14 protein-coding genes are annotated in these 15339 nt (G+C 60.9%); 9 read left to right on the top strand and 5 right to left on the bottom strand.

Annotation, left to right across the window (positions count from 1 at the left end):
- Positions 1 to 45 precede the first annotated feature (45 nt).
- Complete coding sequence (locus BM403_RS22090; RefSeq protein WP_093544825.1) at positions 46 to 837, bottom strand: peptidoglycan-binding protein; 792 nt, start codon at positions 835 to 837, stop codon at positions 46 to 48.
- A 135-nt stretch (positions 838 to 972) separates the two neighbouring features.
- Between BM403_RS22090 and def the strand changes: the two genes are divergently transcribed.
- The 5 genes from def to BM403_RS22065 all read left to right on the top strand — a co-directional run bounded on the left by def (position 973) and on the right by BM403_RS22065 (position 5657).
- A complete protein-coding gene (gene def, locus BM403_RS22085; protein WP_005783383.1) occupies positions 973 to 1479 on the top strand; it encodes a peptide deformylase in 507 nt (168 codons plus the stop codon).
- Positions 1480 to 1548: 69 nt separating this feature from the next.
- Complete coding sequence (fmt, locus tag BM403_RS22080) at positions 1549 to 2502, top strand: methionyl-tRNA formyltransferase (protein WP_093544822.1); 954 nt, start codon at positions 1549 to 1551, stop codon at positions 2500 to 2502.
- Positions 2499 to 3809, top strand: a complete 1311-nt coding sequence (rsmB, locus tag BM403_RS22075) for a 16S rRNA (cytosine(967)-C(5))-methyltransferase RsmB (protein WP_046035862.1) — start codon at positions 2499 to 2501, stop codon at positions 3807 to 3809. The genes fmt and rsmB overlap by 4 nt, the downstream gene beginning before the upstream one ends.
- A gap of 22 nt (positions 3810 to 3831) precedes the next feature.
- On the top strand, positions 3832 to 5205 hold the full coding sequence (gene trkA, locus BM403_RS22070; protein ID WP_012721463.1) for a Trk system potassium transporter TrkA: 1374 nt from the start codon (positions 3832 to 3834) through the stop codon (positions 5203 to 5205).
- A 140-nt stretch (positions 5206 to 5345) separates the two neighbouring features.
- On the top strand, positions 5346 to 5657 hold the full coding sequence (locus BM403_RS22065) for a tetratricopeptide repeat protein (protein WP_012721462.1): 312 nt from the start codon (positions 5346 to 5348) through the stop codon (positions 5655 to 5657).
- A gap of 134 nt (positions 5658 to 5791) precedes the next feature.
- Here the strand turns inward: BM403_RS22065 and BM403_RS22060 are convergent, their stop codons facing one another.
- Both BM403_RS22060 and BM403_RS22055 read right to left on the bottom strand, forming a co-directional pair.
- Positions 5792 to 6679: a lysophospholipid acyltransferase gene (locus BM403_RS22060; protein WP_012721461.1), complete on the bottom strand. Its 888-nt coding sequence runs from the start codon at positions 6677 to 6679 to the stop codon at positions 5792 to 5794.
- Positions 6680 to 6721: 42 nt separating this feature from the next.
- Positions 6722 to 7279 carry a DNA-3-methyladenine glycosylase I gene (locus BM403_RS22055; RefSeq protein ID WP_093544819.1) on the bottom strand — a complete coding sequence of 186 codons (558 nt, stop codon included), beginning with the start codon at positions 7277 to 7279 and terminating at the stop codon, positions 6722 to 6724.
- Between the two features lie 81 nt (positions 7280 to 7360).
- Between BM403_RS22055 and glyQ the strand changes: the two genes are divergently transcribed.
- The 4 genes from glyQ (at position 7361) to BM403_RS22035 (ending at position 11759) form a co-directional block, all read left to right on the top strand.
- Positions 7361 to 8314, top strand: coding sequence for a glycine--tRNA ligase subunit alpha (glyQ, locus tag BM403_RS22050; RefSeq protein ID WP_003187265.1), 954 nt, complete (start codon positions 7361 to 7363; stop codon positions 8312 to 8314).
- Entirely contained in the window at positions 8311 to 10365 is a 2055-nt protein-coding gene (gene glyS / locus BM403_RS22045; protein ID WP_093544816.1) for a glycine--tRNA ligase subunit beta, read from the top strand. Before glyQ ends, glyS begins: the two co-directional genes overlap by 4 nt.
- A 2-nt stretch (positions 10366 to 10367) precedes the next feature.
- On the top strand, positions 10368 to 10904 hold the full coding sequence (gene gmhB, locus BM403_RS22040; protein ID WP_012721458.1) for a D-glycero-beta-D-manno-heptose 1,7-bisphosphate 7-phosphatase: 537 nt from the start codon (positions 10368 to 10370) through the stop codon (positions 10902 to 10904).
- Between the two features lie 84 nt (positions 10905 to 10988).
- Entirely contained in the window at positions 10989 to 11759 is a 771-nt protein-coding gene (locus BM403_RS22035; RefSeq protein ID WP_093544813.1) for a lysophospholipid acyltransferase family protein, read from the top strand.
- Between the two features lie 182 nt (positions 11760 to 11941).
- Here BM403_RS22035 and BM403_RS22030 read toward each other — a convergent pair whose 3' ends face one another.
- The gene (locus BM403_RS22030; protein WP_093544810.1) at positions 11942 to 14221 is read right to left on the bottom strand and encodes a CHASE2 domain-containing protein; all 2280 of its coding nucleotides are present in this window, start codon (positions 14219 to 14221) and stop codon (positions 11942 to 11944) included.
- A gap of 3 nt (positions 14222 to 14224) precedes the next feature.
- On the bottom strand, positions 14225 to 15157 hold the full coding sequence (locus BM403_RS22025) for a FecR family protein (RefSeq protein WP_175538094.1): 933 nt from the start codon (positions 15155 to 15157) through the stop codon (positions 14225 to 14227).
- Between the last annotated feature and the right edge of the window lie 182 nt (positions 15158 to 15339).

Genomic DNA, 15339 nt, shown 5'->3' with positions numbered 1-15339 from the left:
AACAAGCTGTGGATAACTCTGTTGGTAACTTATTTAGCAGGCTATTTATTGTGTTTGATGGGCAGTCTCGAAACGGTCCGTCACGGCCAGCGGCCGTGTGGCACTGAGCACCAGGGCGTAACTGAGCTTTTCGTAGGTGCGAAACACCAGCAGGGTGCCGGCGCGTTCATCAGGAAGTTGGGTTGGCGCGCCCGTCAAGCTGTCGCGTACGCTGGCGCCGGTCTTGATCACGTTGAGCAGTTGGCCCTCAACCAGGCCGTCGCGGCGGCCTTTATTCAGGGTTATCGCGTCGAGTACGCCGATCTGGGTGACACCCTTGGGGATATCGATGATTTGCCCTTCGATGAACGGCGCTGTAGGCGTGACCGCAAGGGTTGCCGGGTCGACGAAAGATTGCGCGCGTAGCAGGCGATCACCGGGGCGCACTTCCTGGGTGACCCGCTGCACGGCCAGGGTGGTGAGGTCGCCCGCCGTTACGAAGCGGGCAGTGCCGATGTCGTCGGCATTGATGCCCAACAGCTCTCGGGTTTGCGGGTCGGTGTAGGTCTTGCCTCGCCGGAATATTCCATAACTTGGCTGGGAAGCGTCCAGGACGCCCCGGGCATACACCTGCTCGCCATTCGCGCCCAGCACTCGGCCAGCATCCGCGGCGACGATGTAGGGTGCGCTGTCCAGGTCGTGGGGCGAATCAAGAATGCGGTTATGCAGTAAAAAGCGCTGGATGGCCTGTTGCGTCGGTTGATCCAGGCGCTGGGCGGGCTGCGGCACCAAGGCCATGGCAAGCGGGGCCATAGCAAGCGAGGCCCACAGCAGCAAGACGAGTAGCGATTTCCTCATGGGGTGAATCTCCTTTATTATGTGCGTTCGCGTGAAATGCCAGAGCCTTCGCGGCTTCGGGACGTTTCACACCGGCTGTTTGGGTCCATCCCAACGCCGATTTGCCTCTACCTCACATGTGCAGCAATTACGCTTATGGCTATTTTGAACATCCTCGAATTCCCCGACTCGCGCCTGCGCACGATCGCCAAACCGGTGGCCGTAGTGGACGACAAGGTTCGTCAGTTGGTCGATGACATGTTTGAAACAATGTATGAAGCGCCGGGCATCGGCCTCGCCGCGACCCAGGTCAACGTGCATCTTCGCGTCGTGGTCATGGACCTGTCGGAAGATCGCAGCGAACCAAGGGTGTACATCAACCCAGAGTTCGAACCGCTGACCGACGAGATGGGCGAATACCAGGAAGGCTGCCTGTCGGTGCCGGAGTTCTACGAGAACGTCGAACGCCCGCTGCGCGTGAAAATCAAGGCCCTGGACCGCGACGGCAAGCCGTTCGAACTGATCGCCGAAGGCCTGCTGGCAGTGTGCATCCAGCACGAATGCGACCACCTCAATGGCAAGCTGTTTGTCGACTACCTGTCCACGCTCAAGCGCGACCGGATCAAGAAGAAGCTGGAAAAAAAGCATCGCCAGCAAGCTTGATGCTCCCCTTCCAAAGGCTTGCTGCGGCAAGCCTTTTTCTTTTGTGACTGCTTTTAACCGAGACCTCCCATGACCGAGCCACTGCGCATTGTTTTTGCCGGTACCCCCGAATTTGCCGCCGAACACCTCAAGGCGCTGCTCACCAGCCCTCATGACGTTGTCGCGGTGTACACCCAGCCGGATCGCCCGGCCGGGCGCGGGCAAAAACTGATGCCGAGCCCGGTGAAGCAGTTGGCGCTGGAGCACAACATTCCCGTGCTGCAGCCACCGACCTTGCGCAACGCCGAGGCCCAGGCCGAGCTGGCAGCGCTGAACCCGGACTTGCTGGTGGTCGTGGCGTACGGTTTGATCCTGCCGCAAGCGGTACTGGATATCCCGCGCCTGGGTTGCATCAACAGCCATGCGTCATTGCTGCCACGTTGGCGCGGTGCGGCGCCGATCCAACGTGCCGTCGAGGCCGGTGACAGCGAGAGCGGCGTGACCGTAATGCGCATGGAGGCGGGCCTGGACACCGGCCCGATGCTGCTGAAAGTCACCACCCCGATCACCGCCGCAGACACCGGTGGCAGCCTGCACGACCGCCTCGCCGAGCTGGGCCCGCCTGCCGTGATCCAGGCCATCGCCGGCCTGGCTGCCGGCACCTTGGAAGGCGAGGTCCAGGACGATAGCCTGGCCACCTACGCCCACAAGCTGAACAAAGACGAAGCACGCATCGACTGGAGCCGCCCGGCCGTGGAACTGGAGCGCCTGGTACGCGCCTTCAACCCGTGGCCGATCTGCCACAGCACGCTCAACGGCGAAGCCTTGAAAGTGCTGGCCGCGACCCTCGCCGAGGGCTCAGGCGCTCCCGGTGAAATCATCGGCGCCAGCAAGGACGGCCTGTTGGTCGCTTGCGGTGAACAGGCGCTGTGCCTGACCCGTCTGCAATTGCCTGGCGGCAAGGCGCTTAATTTCAGCGATTTGTTCAACAGCCGTCGTGAGAAATTCGCCCTGGGCACCGTCCTTGGAGTGGTCGCCCAATGAACCCACGTCTGGCCGCCGCCAAGGCTCTCGCCGCCGTCCTCAACGGCAAGGCGTCGCTGAACAGTTCGTTGCCCACGCAGTTGGACAAGGTCGAAGACCGCGATCGCGGCTTCACCCAGGACCTGGCCTTTGGCACGGCGCGCTGGCAGCCACGCTTGTCGGCGCTGTCGGCCAAGTTGTTGCAAAAACCCTTCAAGGCGGCCGATGCGGATGTCGAAGCGCTGCTGCTGGTCGGCCTCTACCAATTGCTCTACACCCGCGTACCCGCTCACGCCGCGATCGGCGAGACGGTCGGTTGCGCCGACAAGTTGAAAAAGCCTTGGGCCAAAGCCTTGCTCAACGCCGTACTGCGCCGCGCCCAGCGCGAAAGCGAAGCGCTGCTGGCCGAGCTGGAACATGACCCCGTGGTGCGCACCGCCCACCCGCGCTGGCTGCAAAAGTCCCTGAAGGCGTTCTGGCCTGAGCAATGGGAAGCCATCTGCGCGGCGAACAATGCGCACCCGCCGATGATTTTGCGGGTCAACCGTCGTCACCACAGCCGTGACGCCTACCTGCAACTGCTCACCACTGCCGGTATCAACGCCACGCCGTGCGTGTACAGCGTCGACGGCATCGTATTGGAAGCCGCCGCCGACGTCCGCAGCCTGCCGGGCTTTGCCGAAGGCTGGATCAGCGTGCAGGACGAAGCGGCGCAACTGGCCGCCGACCTGCTCGACCTGGCGCCCGGCCAACGCGTGCTCGACGCCTGCTGCGCACCGGGCGGCAAGACCTGCCACATCCTGGAAGTCGAAAAAGACCTGGCCGGGGTGGTCGCTGTCGACCTGGAAGCCAAGCGCCTGGTACGCGTACGGGAAAACCTCGCCCGTCTGGGCCTCAGCGCCGAGCTGATCGCTGCCGACGGCCGCGACACTGCCACCTGGTGGGACGGCAAACCGTTCCAGCGCATCCTGCTTGATGCGCCGTGCTCAGCCACCGGTGTGATCCGTCGCCACCCGGACATCAAGCTCACCCGCCAACCCGACGACATCGCCGCCCTGGCCGCACTGCAAGGCGAGCTGCTCGACGCACTGTGGCCGACCCTGGACGTCGGCGGCATCCTGCTTTACGCCACCTGCTCTACCTTGCCGACCGAAAACACCGAGGTGATCGAAGCCTTTCTCGCCCGTACCAGCGGCGCACGGGAACTGGACCTTGCCACCACAGCCGGCATCAAGCAGCCCCACGGCCGCCAATTGCTCGCGCAAGAAGGCGGACACGATGGCTTCTACTACGCCAAACTGATCAAGATCGCCGCCGCGCGCGGCTGAATGGTTTTAAGGGAGTGACCGGATGAAAATCATCATCCTTGGGGCAGGGCAGGTCGGCGGTACGCTGGCTGAACATTTGGCCAGCGAAGCCAACGACATCACCGTGGTCGACACCGATGCCGAGCGCCTGCGCAACCTCGGCGACCGCCTGGACATCCGTACGGTGCAGGGCCGCGCGTCGTTCCCGACGGTGCTGCGCCAGGCGGGTGCGGATGATGCCGACATGCTTGTCGCCGTGACCAACAGCGATGAAACCAACATGGTCGCCTGCCAGGTCGCCCACACGCTGTTCCACACGCCGACCAAGATCGCCCGTGTGCGCGAAGCGGCCTACCTGACCCGCGCCGGGCTGTTCGACAACGACGCGATTCCGGTGGACGTGTTGATCAGCCCGGAGCAAGTGGTCACCCACTACATCAAGCGCCTGATCGAAATCCCCGGCGCCCTGCAGGTGATCGACTTTGCCGGTGGCAAGGCGCAACTGGTCGCGGTGAAGGCCTATTACGGCGGCCCGCTGGTCGGCCAGCAACTACGGCAGCTGCGTGAACACATGCCGAATGTGGAAACCCGCGTCGCGGCGATTTTCCGCCGTGACCGACCGATCCTGCCCCAGGGCGATACGGTGATCGAGGCTGACGACGAAGTGTTTTTCATCGCCGCCAAGGCGAATATTCGCGCCGTCATGAGCGAAATGCGCCGCCTCGACGAGACCTACAAACGCATCGTCATCGCGGGTGGCGGGCAGATCGGCGAGCGCTTGGCCGAAGCCATCGAAAGCCGCTACCAGGTGAAGATCATCGAGATGAGCCCGGCACGCTGCCGGCATTTATCCGACACCCTGGACAGCAGCGTCGTACTGCAAGGCAGCGCCTCGGACCGCGACCTGCTGATGGAAGAAAACATCGCCGACGCCGATATCTTTCTGGCCCTGACCAACGATGACGAAGCCAACATCATGTCGTCGCTGCTGGCCAAGCGGTTGGGGGCGAAGAAGGTGATGACCATCATCAACAACCCGGCCTATGTGGACTTGATCCAGGGCGGTGATATCGACATCGCCATCAGCCCGCAGTTGGCCACCATCGGCACCCTGCTGGCCCACGTACGCCGTGGCGATATCGTCAGCGTGCACTCCCTGCGTCGGGGCGCGGCGGAAGCCATCGAAGCGATTGCCCACGGTGACTCGAAATCGAGCAAGGTGATCGGCAAGGCAATCCGCGATATCGGCCTACCACCGGGCACCACCATTGGCGCGATCATTCGTGATGAAGAAGTGATCATTGCCCACGACGACACGGTGATCGCCACCGGTGACCATGTGATCTTGTTCCTGGTGGATAAAAAACATATCCGCGATGTGGAGAAACTGTTCCACGTGGGGTTGAGCTTCTTCTAAATCGGAGTATTCCACTGTGGCGAGGGAGCTTGCTCCCGTTGGACTGCGTAGCGGTCCCATAGATTTTGCGAGCGCTTCGCACTCGAGCGGGAGCAAGCTCCCTCGCCACAACAGCCTTCTTTCGCTCAAGGTGACAGTAAATGCTCGAATCCCTGGAAAAAATGCTCGCCAAGGGTGTGGATAACGCGCTGCTGCGGTTTGGTTTGGGCAAGGGTTATCTGGACCTGAAGGACAACGCCAAGGCGGCGGAGCATTTGCAGAAGTGCGTCGAGTTCGATCCGAAGTATTCGGCGGCGTGGAAGTTGTTGGGCAAGGCCCACCAAGCGCAGAGTGACAGTGACGCCGCGCGACAGGCGTGGGAGAAGGGTATCGAAGCGGCCCAGGCCCATGGCGACAAACAAGCCGAGAAAGAGATGACGGTGTTCCTGAGAAAACTCGACCGCCAAGCCTGAGTGGGATTCAAATGTGGGAGGGGGCTTGCTCCCGATGGCAGTGTGTCAGCCAATGTATCTGTAGCTGATAGGCCGCAATCGGGGGCAAGCCCCCTCCCACATTTAGCCCTATTCTGGTCCTGAACCAGTGGCAGTCAGTACCACCGCTCTTCACCCGGTGGGCGTTTCTTGAAGCGCTTCATGCTCCACATGTACTGGCTCGGATAAGCGCCGACATATCGCTCCACCACCTTGCTCATCGCTGCGCAGGACGTGGCGGTGTCGGTGCTGTACATGTCTTCCGGCGCCGCTTCCAGGATCACTTTGTAGCCCGAGCCATCCGGCAGCCGCAGCGCATGCAGGAACACGCCCACCGCCTTGTGGCCGGCGAGCATGTTCGGCACGAACTTGCTGGTAAGTGCCTGGGTGGCGAAGAACGGCACGAAGATCCCGGCGGATTCCGCAGGCTCAGGATCGGCCGGGATTCCCACCTGGCCGCCTTTGCGCACTTCCTTGATCACACTGAGGATGCCTTCCTTGGTCGACGCCGCTACGCGGTTGCCCAACTGCACGCGCTGCTTGCGCAGCAACTCATCCACTGCCTTGAGCTTCGGCGGCCGGTAGAAAATGATCGGTTTGCACTGGCTGCAATAGAAGTGGTTCAGCACTTCCCAATTGCCCAAGTGGCTGGTGATGCCGACCACGCCTTTGCCCGAGGCGAGGGCTTCGTGCAGCACTTCCAGGCCTTCGACTTCGCGCACCAGGTCGATGGAGCGCTGGGCCGGCCAGATCCAGGCGCAGGCGCTTTCGGTGAGGGACTTGCCGATGTCCTTCAGGCTCTGGCCAACCAGGCGCTCGCGTGCAGCCGGGTCCATATCGGGGAAGCATTTGGACAGGTTGATCCGCACCGTGTCGCGGGAGCGGTTGGGGGTTTTCCACATGATCCAGCCAATCGCCGTACCGACCGCTTGGACAGCGCGCCAGGGCAGCAAGGCAAACAATCGAAGAGCGCCTACCAGCAAGGCGCCTTTAAACTTTTCCACAGGTCACTCCTGATCGTGTGTGTGGTGCGCAAAGCCGGCATTCTAACCGGCGTTGGCCAGGTCCGCGTAACGGTCGCAGTCCTGGGTGTGGTCCATGACCATGCCCGAGGCCTGCATGAACGCGTAACAGATGGTGGGGCCGACAAAGGTAAAGCCAGCTTTTTTCAAGGCTTTGCTCATGGCTTCAGCCTCCGGCGTGATCGCCGGGACCTCGCTGCGGTCCTTGAAATGATTGACCTTAGGCACGCCGCCGACGAAGGACCAGAGCAACCCGACCGGGTCCTCCAGCGCCAGCCAGGCAGCGGCGTTGCAGCGGGTGGCGTTCAGCTTGAGGCGATTGCGTACGATGCCCGGATCCAGCATCAACGCTTCAATTTCGGCATCGGTCAGCTTTGCCAACCGCTGCGCATCAAAACCGAACAAGACCTTTCGATAATGCTCGCGTTTGCGTAAAACGGTGATCCAGGACAGGCCCGCCTGGAACCCTTCGAGTAAAAGCAACTCGAACAGACCCTGCGCATCGCGCAGCGGCGTTCCCCACTCCTGATCGTGATAAGCCATGTACAGCGGATCTTCAGAACACCAAAAGCAGCGTGGCATAAGGCTCCAGGGGATGGTGGCGCGGCCGAATCGGGTATACTCCCGCTCTTTAAATCGCAGCCCAAGTAACAGGTGAATTTCGTGAGCCAGCCTACGCCAGCCGTGCGTACCTTCCAAGACTTGATCCTCGCCCTCCAGCAATACTGGGCCGAGCAAGGTTGTGTGGTACTTCAGCCCTACGATATGGAAGTAGGCGCCGGCACTTTCCACACCGCTACATTCCTGCGGGCCATCGGCCCGGAAACCTGGAACGCCGCTTATGTGCAGCCCAGTCGTCGCCCGACTGACGGCCGCTACGGCGAAAACCCGAACCGTCTGCAGCATTACTACCAGTTCCAGGTGGTACTGAAGCCGAACCCGGACAACTTCCAGGAACTGTACTTGGGCTCGCTCAAGCATGTGGGCCTGGACCCACTGGTCCACGACATCCGTTTTGTCGAAGACAACTGGGAATCGCCGACCCTGGGCGCCTGGGGCCTGGGCTGGGAAGTCTGGCTCAATGGCATGGAAGTGACGCAGTTCACTTACTTCCAGCAAGCGGGCGGCATCGAGTGCTACCCGGTGACCGGCGAGATCACCTACGGTCTCGAGCGCCTGGCCATGTACCTGCAAGGCGTGGATTCGGTCTACGACCTGGTGTGGGCTGACGGCCCGTTCGGCAAAGTCACCTACGGCGACGTGTTCCACCAGAACGAAGTGGAGCAGTCCACCTACAACTTCGAACACGCCAACGTCGACAAGCTGTTCGAACTGTTCGACTTCTATGAAAGCGAAGCCAAGCGCCTGATCGAACTCGACCAGCCGCTGCCGTTGCCGAGCTACGAAATGGTGTTGAAGGCATCGCATACCTTCAACCTGCTGGACGCGCGCCGTGCCATCTCGGTAACCGCACGCCAGCAATACATCCTGCGTGTGCGCACCCTGGCGCGTTCCGTCGCCCAAGCCTACCTGCTGGCTCGCGCCAAGCTGGGCTTCCCGATGGCAACCCCGGACCTGCGTGATGAAGTGTTGGCTAAGCTGGAGGCTGCACAATGAGTGCTCAAGATTTCCTGGTTGAACTGGGCACCGAAGAGCTGCCACCCAAGGCACTCAATACCCTGGCCGACGCGTTCCTGGCCGGTATCGAAAAAGGCCTGCACAGCGCTGGCCTGAAGTTCGATGCGAAGAAAGTCTACGCCGCGCCACGTCGCCTGGCCGTGTTGCTGACCGCGCTGGAAACCCAGCAACCGGACCGCAGCATCAACCTCGACGGCCCGCCGCGCCAGGCGGCGTTCGACGCCGAAGGCAACCCGACCCAGGCCGCCCTTGGTTTTGCCAAGAAGTGTGGCGTGGAGCTGAGCGAGATCGACCAGAGCGGCCCGAAACTGCGTTTCAGCCAGGTCATCACCGGCAAGCCGACCGCCAGCCTGCTGCCGACCATCGTTGAAGACTCCCTGAACGACCTGCCGATCCCCAAGCGCATGCGCTGGGGTGCACGCAAGGAAGAGTTCGTGCGTCCAACCCAATGGCTGGTGATGCTGCTCGGTGACCAAGTCATCGACTGCACCCTCCTTGCCCAGAAGGCCGGCCGTGACTCCCGTGGTCACCGCTTCCATCACCCGCAAGCCGTGCGCATCACCTCGCCAGCCAACTACGCCGCCGACCTGCGCGCCGCTTACGTGCTGGCCGATGCCAACGAGCGTCGCGAGCTGATCAGCAAGCGCACCGAAGAGCTGGCCCGCCTGCAGGAAGGCACCGCCATCGTGCCGCCAAGCCTGCTCGACGAAGTGACCGCGCTGGTTGAATGGCCGGTGCCGCTGGTGTGCTCGTTCGAGGAACGTTTCCTCGACGTGCCGCAGGAAGCCCTGATCACCACCATGCAGGACAACCAGAAGTACTTCTGCCTGCTGGACGTGGACGGCAAATTGCTGCCGCGCTTTATCACCGTGGCCAACATCGAGAGCAAGGACCCGCAGCAGATCATCGCCGGTAACGAGAAAGTCGTTCGCCCGCGCCTGACCGACGCCGAGTTCTTCTTCAAGCAAGACAAGAAGCAGAAGCTCGAAGACTTCAACCTGCGCCTGCAGAACGTGGTGTTCCAGGAAAAACTGGGCAGCGTCTACGACAAGGCTGTGCGGGTTTCCAAGCTGGCCGCCTATATTGCACAACGTATTGGTGGCGACGCGGCCTGGGCTGCGCGTGCAGGCCTGCTGTCCAAGTGCGACCTGGCCACCGAGATGGTCGGCGAGTTCCCGGAAATGCAAGGCGTTGCCGGCTACTACTACGCCCTCAACGACGGCGAGCCGGACGATGTCGCCCTGGCGTTGAACGAGCAGTACATGCCGCGCGGTGCCGGTGCTGAACTGCCGACCACCCTGACCGGTGCAGCCGTGGCAATCGCCGATAAGCTGGACACCCTCGTGGGTATCTTCGGTATCGGCATGTTGCCAACCGGCAGCAAAGACCCGTATGCCTTACGCCGTGCGGCGCTGGGTGTACTGCGCATCCTGATCGACAAGAAGCTCGACCTCGACCTGACCCAGGCCGTGGTGTTCGCCGTCGGCCAGTTCGGTGCCAAGGTCAAGCAGGCCGGCCTGGCCGAGCAAGTGCTGGAGTTCGTGTTCGACCGCCTGCGTGCGCGTTACGAAGACGAAGGCGTGGATGTGTCGGTGTACCTGTCGGTACGTGCCCTGCAGCCGGGTTCGGCGTTGGACTTCGACCAACGCGTACAAGCCGTGCAGGCCTTCCGCAAACTGCCGGAAGCCGATGCCCTGGCCGCCGTGAACAAGCGTGTGTCGAACCTGCTGAGCAAGGCCGAAGGCCTGGGCAACGCCGACGTCGACCCTGGCCTGTTCGCCGATGCCAAGGAGTTCTCGCTCAACTCGGCCATCGCCAAAGCTGAAAACGCTGTGAAGCCGCTGATCGCCGAACGCAACTATGCCGAAGCGTTGGCGCGCCTGGCGACCTTGCGCGAGCCGGTGGATGCGTTCTTTGAAGCGGTAATGATCAATGCCGAAGATGCCGGCGTGCGAAAAAACCGTTACGCCATGCTGGCGCGCCTGCGTGGCTTGTTCGTCAATATCGCTGACATTTCGACGCTGAGCTGACCATGCTGAAACTGCTGATTCTCGATCGGGACGGGGTGATCAACTACGACTCCGACGCTTACATCAAGTCGGTGGCGGAGTGGATTCCACTGCCCGGTTCGATCGAGGCCATCGCGCAGTTGAGCAAAGCCGGCTGGACGGTGGCCATTGCCACCAACCAGTCCGGTATCGCCCGCGGTTATTACGACATCGCCACCCTGGACGCCATGCACGCGCGCTTGCGCACGTTGGTGGCCGAGCAGGGCGGTGAGGTGGGGCTGGTGGTGTACTGCCCCCACGGGCCGGATGAGGGCTGCGATTGCCGCAAACCCAAGCCTGGCATGTTGAAAACCATTGCAGAACATTACAAGGTGCCTTTGGCTGGGATATGGTTCGTCGGGGACAGCCTCGGTGACCTGGAGGCGGCCAAAGCCGTCGACTCTCAGCCAGTTTTGGTTAAGACCGGGAAAGGCGAAAAGACCCAGGCGAAAAACCTGCCGGTAGGCACCTTGATTTTTGACGATCTGGCGGCCGTTGCCGCAGAACTTATCAACAACTAGCCGCCCTCGACTTCCTGAGACCAAGGACTGTTCGGGAGTGCGCTTTTAACAGGCGGGCCGCGTCCCGCAACGGTAAATGCCGCCATGTCGATTTTGCAGGCCATCAGAACCTTTTTCTTTTACCTGCTGTTGGGCACCAGTTCGTTTCTCTGGTGCACCCTGAGCTTTTTTATCGCGCCGTTCCTGCCGTTCAAGGCGCGCTATCGTTTTATCAACGTCTATTGGTGCCGCTGTGCGTTGTGGCTGACCAAGGTGTTCCTGAACATTCGCTTCGAGATCAAAGGCGCGGAAAACGTCCCGGACCAACCCTGCGTGATTCTGTCGAACCACCAGAGCACCTGGGAGACGTTCTTTCTCTCGGCGTACTTTTCTCCGCTGAGCCAAGTGCTCAAGCGTGAATTGCTGTACGTGCCGTTCTTCGGCTGGGCCATGGCCATGCTGCGTCCGATCGCCATCGACCGTGACAACCCCAAGGCGGCCCTGAAACACGTGGCCAAGAAGGGGGACGAGCTGCTCAAGGATGGCGTGTGGGTGCTGATCTTCCCCGAAGGTACTCGCGTGCCCTACGGCACCGTAGGCAAGTTCTCACGCGGCGGTACCGCGTTGGCGGTCAACGCTAACCTGCCCGTGTTGCCGATTGCTCATAACGCCGGCAAGTTTTGGCCAAAGACTGGCTGGGCCAAACGCCCAGGCACTATCACGGTGGTGATCGGTGAACCTATGTACGCCGAAGGCGAAGGACCACGCGCCATTGCCGCACTGAATGACCGTGCTGCCGCATGGAATGAAGCGCAGCAACGGGCCATGGGCTCACTGCCGCCAGAGCCGGTTGTAGTCGACACTCCGGTGATCTGACCATCTGTGGATAACCTGTGCACGGTTTGTTGGCGAATTGTGCTTTTTGACTCTTAAGAAGCTGATTTACTTACATATTTCCTAAGCTCATAAAATCACGGAAAAGGTGCATAAGTTTTTTCCGCATAAAAAAACCGGTCCTTGTGACCGGTTTTTTATGCACAGCAGGAAAGTACGTTTTTTCAGTCGTCCAACAGGGGCAATTGCAGGCTGAACGTGGTGCCTTTGCCTACCACGCTTTCACAGCTGATGCGCCCACCGTGGCGCTCAACCACGGCCTTGACCATGGTCAGCCCCAACCCCAAGCCCTCACTGCCCTGGGCGGAATCAAAACGACGGTATTGGCTGAATAGCTCAGGCAAGTCCTGCGCGGCAATCCCGGGTCCCTGGTCACTGATACGGCATTCCAACCAGCCTTGCGCACTGCTGTGTCGCAACCTCACGGTGGTACCGGAGGACGAGTATTTGACCGCGTTCTCCAGCACGTTGAACAACGCACGAGTGAGCAATGACTGGTCCGCAGACACCATGCCCTCGTCGGCTTCATCCAAGTCGTGAACCAAATGAATACCCTTGAGCTGTGCAATCAACGCGACTTGATCAAAGGCGTCCATCACCAACATGGCGAACAATGTTGGCTGGAACTGGTAACCGTCAGCCTCAGCCTTGGCCAACTGGACGAAGGATTCCGTGAGGCTCAAGGCGCGACGAACTTGTTGTTCGATCTTGGCGAACACAGGCGACTCACCGTCATGCACATCCAACAGCGCGAGGATCGCCGAGTGCGGCGCACGCAGGTCGTGGGAGAGGAACCGCAACATCGTCTCGCGGTGTTGCTGGGCTTCGCGCTCCTTACTCAAATCGGTGAGGCTCAGCAGCCAGCCAAGTGCGACATCACCTTCGGCGGGGAGCATGGGCGCCAATTCCATGCGCAGGCTGCGTTGGTGGATATCGCGGAACTCCACCAGCTCCATCGCTGAGAGAGCAGGGCGCACACCGTTGTGCAGCGGCGGGTAGCCCAGGTCCGCCAACTGCTCCAGCAAGTTTTCGGTGACAAGGTCATTGCCGAACACCTCGCGGGCAATACGGTTGGCCAGCAGGATATTGCCTTTGGGGTCGGTGATCAGTGTCGCCACCGGCAGGCACTCCAGGCCGTCAGCCATGAAGCGCCGGGTGTCGCGTGTGCGGCTTACGGCCTGCTCCAGGGCGAAGATACGCGCCTGCAATACATCGCCTTTGCTGGCGGGCGCTCGGCGGCGTTCAGGCAGGACTTTGGGTTCGTTATCCAGGCGTGTCAGTTCCCAGCCGAAGTAAGCGATGATCACACTGAGGCGACGCCAGTTCCAGATCAGGTAGCTGAGCAGCAACCCAATCAGGCAGGCCGCAGGCGACCACCAGTGGCCAAGACGCAACAGGGCCCAGGAACCGAGCAACGCGCCGGCCATGCAGCCGAGGGTCATCCACAGCGCGTAGCGTGGACGGTAGAGCAGCAGGCCCAGCAGCAACGCCACGAGGGCGGTCGCCATCAATGCCGCCAGCCAGCCAGGAAGATCCACGATAATGCGACCTTGCAGCAAGCCATTGAGCACATTGGCCTGGATCTCCACACCGGCCGTTGTGCCCACCGTGGAGGAGAGGGGCGTGACAAATCGATCACCCATCCCGGATGCCGTCGACCCCACCAGGATCAGCCGGTTGCGCAGTTGCTCTGGAGGTACTTCTCCACGCAATACGCTGACGTAGGACACGCTGGGAAAATGACTATGCGGCGCGATAAAGGGGATGCGGATTGAATGTTCACGATGCCAGGGTTGGGCTACCAACGGCTGAGGCTCACCCGGCATCTCTGATAACTCGCCACTCATCTCGTAGGCCAGCCAGGTGAGCTGCGGCGCGGGGGCATCGGGTGGACCTTCACGCATAAACAAACTACGGACAACGCCGTCGCTGTCTGCCTCGACATTGATATGACCTACGCCCTTGGCACATTTAAGCAGTGGCAGCATCTGTGCGCTGGGTTGGCTGTAGCTCGCCGTGCCTTCACGCACCAACGGCAACAAGACATTGCCGGCATTGCAGACCGCCTCGGCCAGGCGTTTGTCATTAGCCGGATCGCCGGGCTCACTGAAGATCACATCGAACAGGATACCCGCCGGTTGCGCCGCACTCAGACGGTCGATCAGGTCAGCGTGCAGGCTGCGCGGCCAGGGCCATTGACCGAGTTTTTTCAGGCTGGAATCGTCGATGGTCACCAGCAGGATGCGCGGGTCTACAGGCAGAGGCGTGAGGCGGCGCAGGCTGTCGTACAACGTATTATTCAAAGCCAGGCCTGGGCTCACCGACAGGTAGGCGGTGACGGGCAGCAGTAGCAAACCAATCCACAGCCACTCACGCACCAAGCCGTGGAACAAGCGCTGGGCATGGGTGGGTTGACGTTTCTCGGCCTTGCCCCAAAGCATCATAGGTCAACGTGCCTGAGCGGTAGGTGGGTAGTAGAAGATGTCATAGACCCCGGTTTCTCCCTCCAGGCCGTTTTCGTCATACGCCGACAAGCGCACGTGATAGAACGAGGCTTTGAGCCCAGTGAAGCTCATTTTCGGCGCAGCGGAAAAGTTTTCCTGCTTGATATTCATAAAGGCCTTGTCGGTGGCGACCTGGGCCCGGTACCTCTGTGCGCCGGGCAAGGGCCGAAGGTACAGACTCCAGACCGGTGCATCACCTTTCTGGCCATCCTGTCCCACAAGCGTGGGCGCGGCGAGTAATTCAACGGGTTTCAAATCGCCCTGTTTCTTGAAGAGCAGACCTTGCCGGGCGCCTACTTTTACCTCTTGCTCCACTGACTTGGTCTTAACCTCGCGGTTGACGGCAACCTGTCCGTCCAACACTTCCAGTACCGATTGCTCAGCGTCATTGCGCACCCGGAAGTGCGTGCCACGCACACCCAGCACACCCACTGGCGTCACGATCTGGAAACGATCATGGTCGCTGATGCGCTTGATCACATACGCCTCGGCCTGGCCTTGCTCAAGCACAACCTGGGGAATGGACTGCTTCTTTTCCAGACGCAATCGCACTTGCGAACTGGAGGGCAATACCACCCTGGATCCGTCACCGAGCAACAGGCTGACGAACGCCGAAGCCGATGTCTTCACACCTTCCTGCTCATCGATGGTCATACCTTCCAGCAAGGGGCTCGCCGTGCCCCTGGCATCGAGTTTCCACGCCTCACCCGTGAGATGCTGGACAATCGCCGGTAAAGGCTGGGCTCGGCACAGAACGTTGTCATCGATATAAGGCAAACGAACCTTGGCTGCCGCCCCCACAGAGCTGACCACCATGATCAACAATGGGGGGAGGGCGCGGCGCAAGCGGTTCGGAGAAAGGATCATGGCGCTCATCAAGGTTGGGGTTCCAGAGGGCAACTGACATCAGCACGCAAGAGTTTACGGCAGCGCATGCGTCGGCTGATCCTTTTCCTTATGGTCGGGAGCCGGTATCTTTCCTACATCGGTGGCGAGGACGTTCAATGGATTAAACCCTCATTGGTCTCAGCGTATCGAGAGATCCAAGGGCCAACGAA

Origin of the sequence: Pseudomonas sp. OV546 (genome assembly GCF_900116845.1) — a bacterium.
Classification (GTDB): domain Bacteria; phylum Pseudomonadota; class Gammaproteobacteria; order Pseudomonadales; family Pseudomonadaceae; genus Aquipseudomonas; species Aquipseudomonas petroselini.
Note: the sequence above shows the minus strand (reverse complement) of the source record. Positions and strands in the feature narration are given on the sequence as shown.

Excerpts from the sequence above, each read along its gene's own strand:
- BM403_RS22025 (WP_175538094.1), bottom strand. The coding sequence starts at position 15,157 with ATGAGCGCCATGATCCTTTCTCCGAACCGCTTGCGCCGCGCCCTCCCC.
- BM403_RS22065 (WP_012721462.1), top strand. The coding sequence starts at position 5,346 with ATGCTCGAATCCCTGGAAAAAATGCTCGCCAAGGGTGTGGATAACGCG.
- def (WP_005783383.1), top strand. The coding sequence starts at position 973 with ATGGCTATTTTGAACATCCTCGAATTCCCCGACTCGCGCCTGCGCACG.
- trkA (WP_012721463.1), top strand. The coding sequence starts at position 3,832 with ATGAAAATCATCATCCTTGGGGCAGGGCAGGTCGGCGGTACGCTGGCT.
- rsmB (WP_046035862.1), top strand. The coding sequence starts at position 2,499 with ATGAACCCACGTCTGGCCGCCGCCAAGGCTCTCGCCGCCGTCCTCAAC.
- glyS (WP_093544816.1), top strand. The coding sequence starts at position 8,311 with ATGAGTGCTCAAGATTTCCTGGTTGAACTGGGCACCGAAGAGCTGCCA.
- BM403_RS22055 (WP_093544819.1), bottom strand. The coding sequence starts at position 7,279 with ATGCCACGCTGCTTTTGGTGTTCTGAAGATCCGCTGTACATGGCTTAT.
- BM403_RS22090 (WP_093544825.1), bottom strand. The coding sequence starts at position 837 with ATGAGGAAATCGCTACTCGTCTTGCTGCTGTGGGCCTCGCTTGCTATG.
- fmt (WP_093544822.1), top strand. The coding sequence starts at position 1,549 with ATGACCGAGCCACTGCGCATTGTTTTTGCCGGTACCCCCGAATTTGCC.
- BM403_RS22035 (WP_093544813.1), top strand. The coding sequence starts at position 10,989 with ATGTCGATTTTGCAGGCCATCAGAACCTTTTTCTTTTACCTGCTGTTG.
- gmhB (WP_012721458.1), top strand. The coding sequence starts at position 10,368 with ATGCTGAAACTGCTGATTCTCGATCGGGACGGGGTGATCAACTACGAC.
- BM403_RS22030 (WP_093544810.1), bottom strand. The coding sequence starts at position 14,221 with ATGATGCTTTGGGGCAAGGCCGAGAAACGTCAACCCACCCATGCCCAG.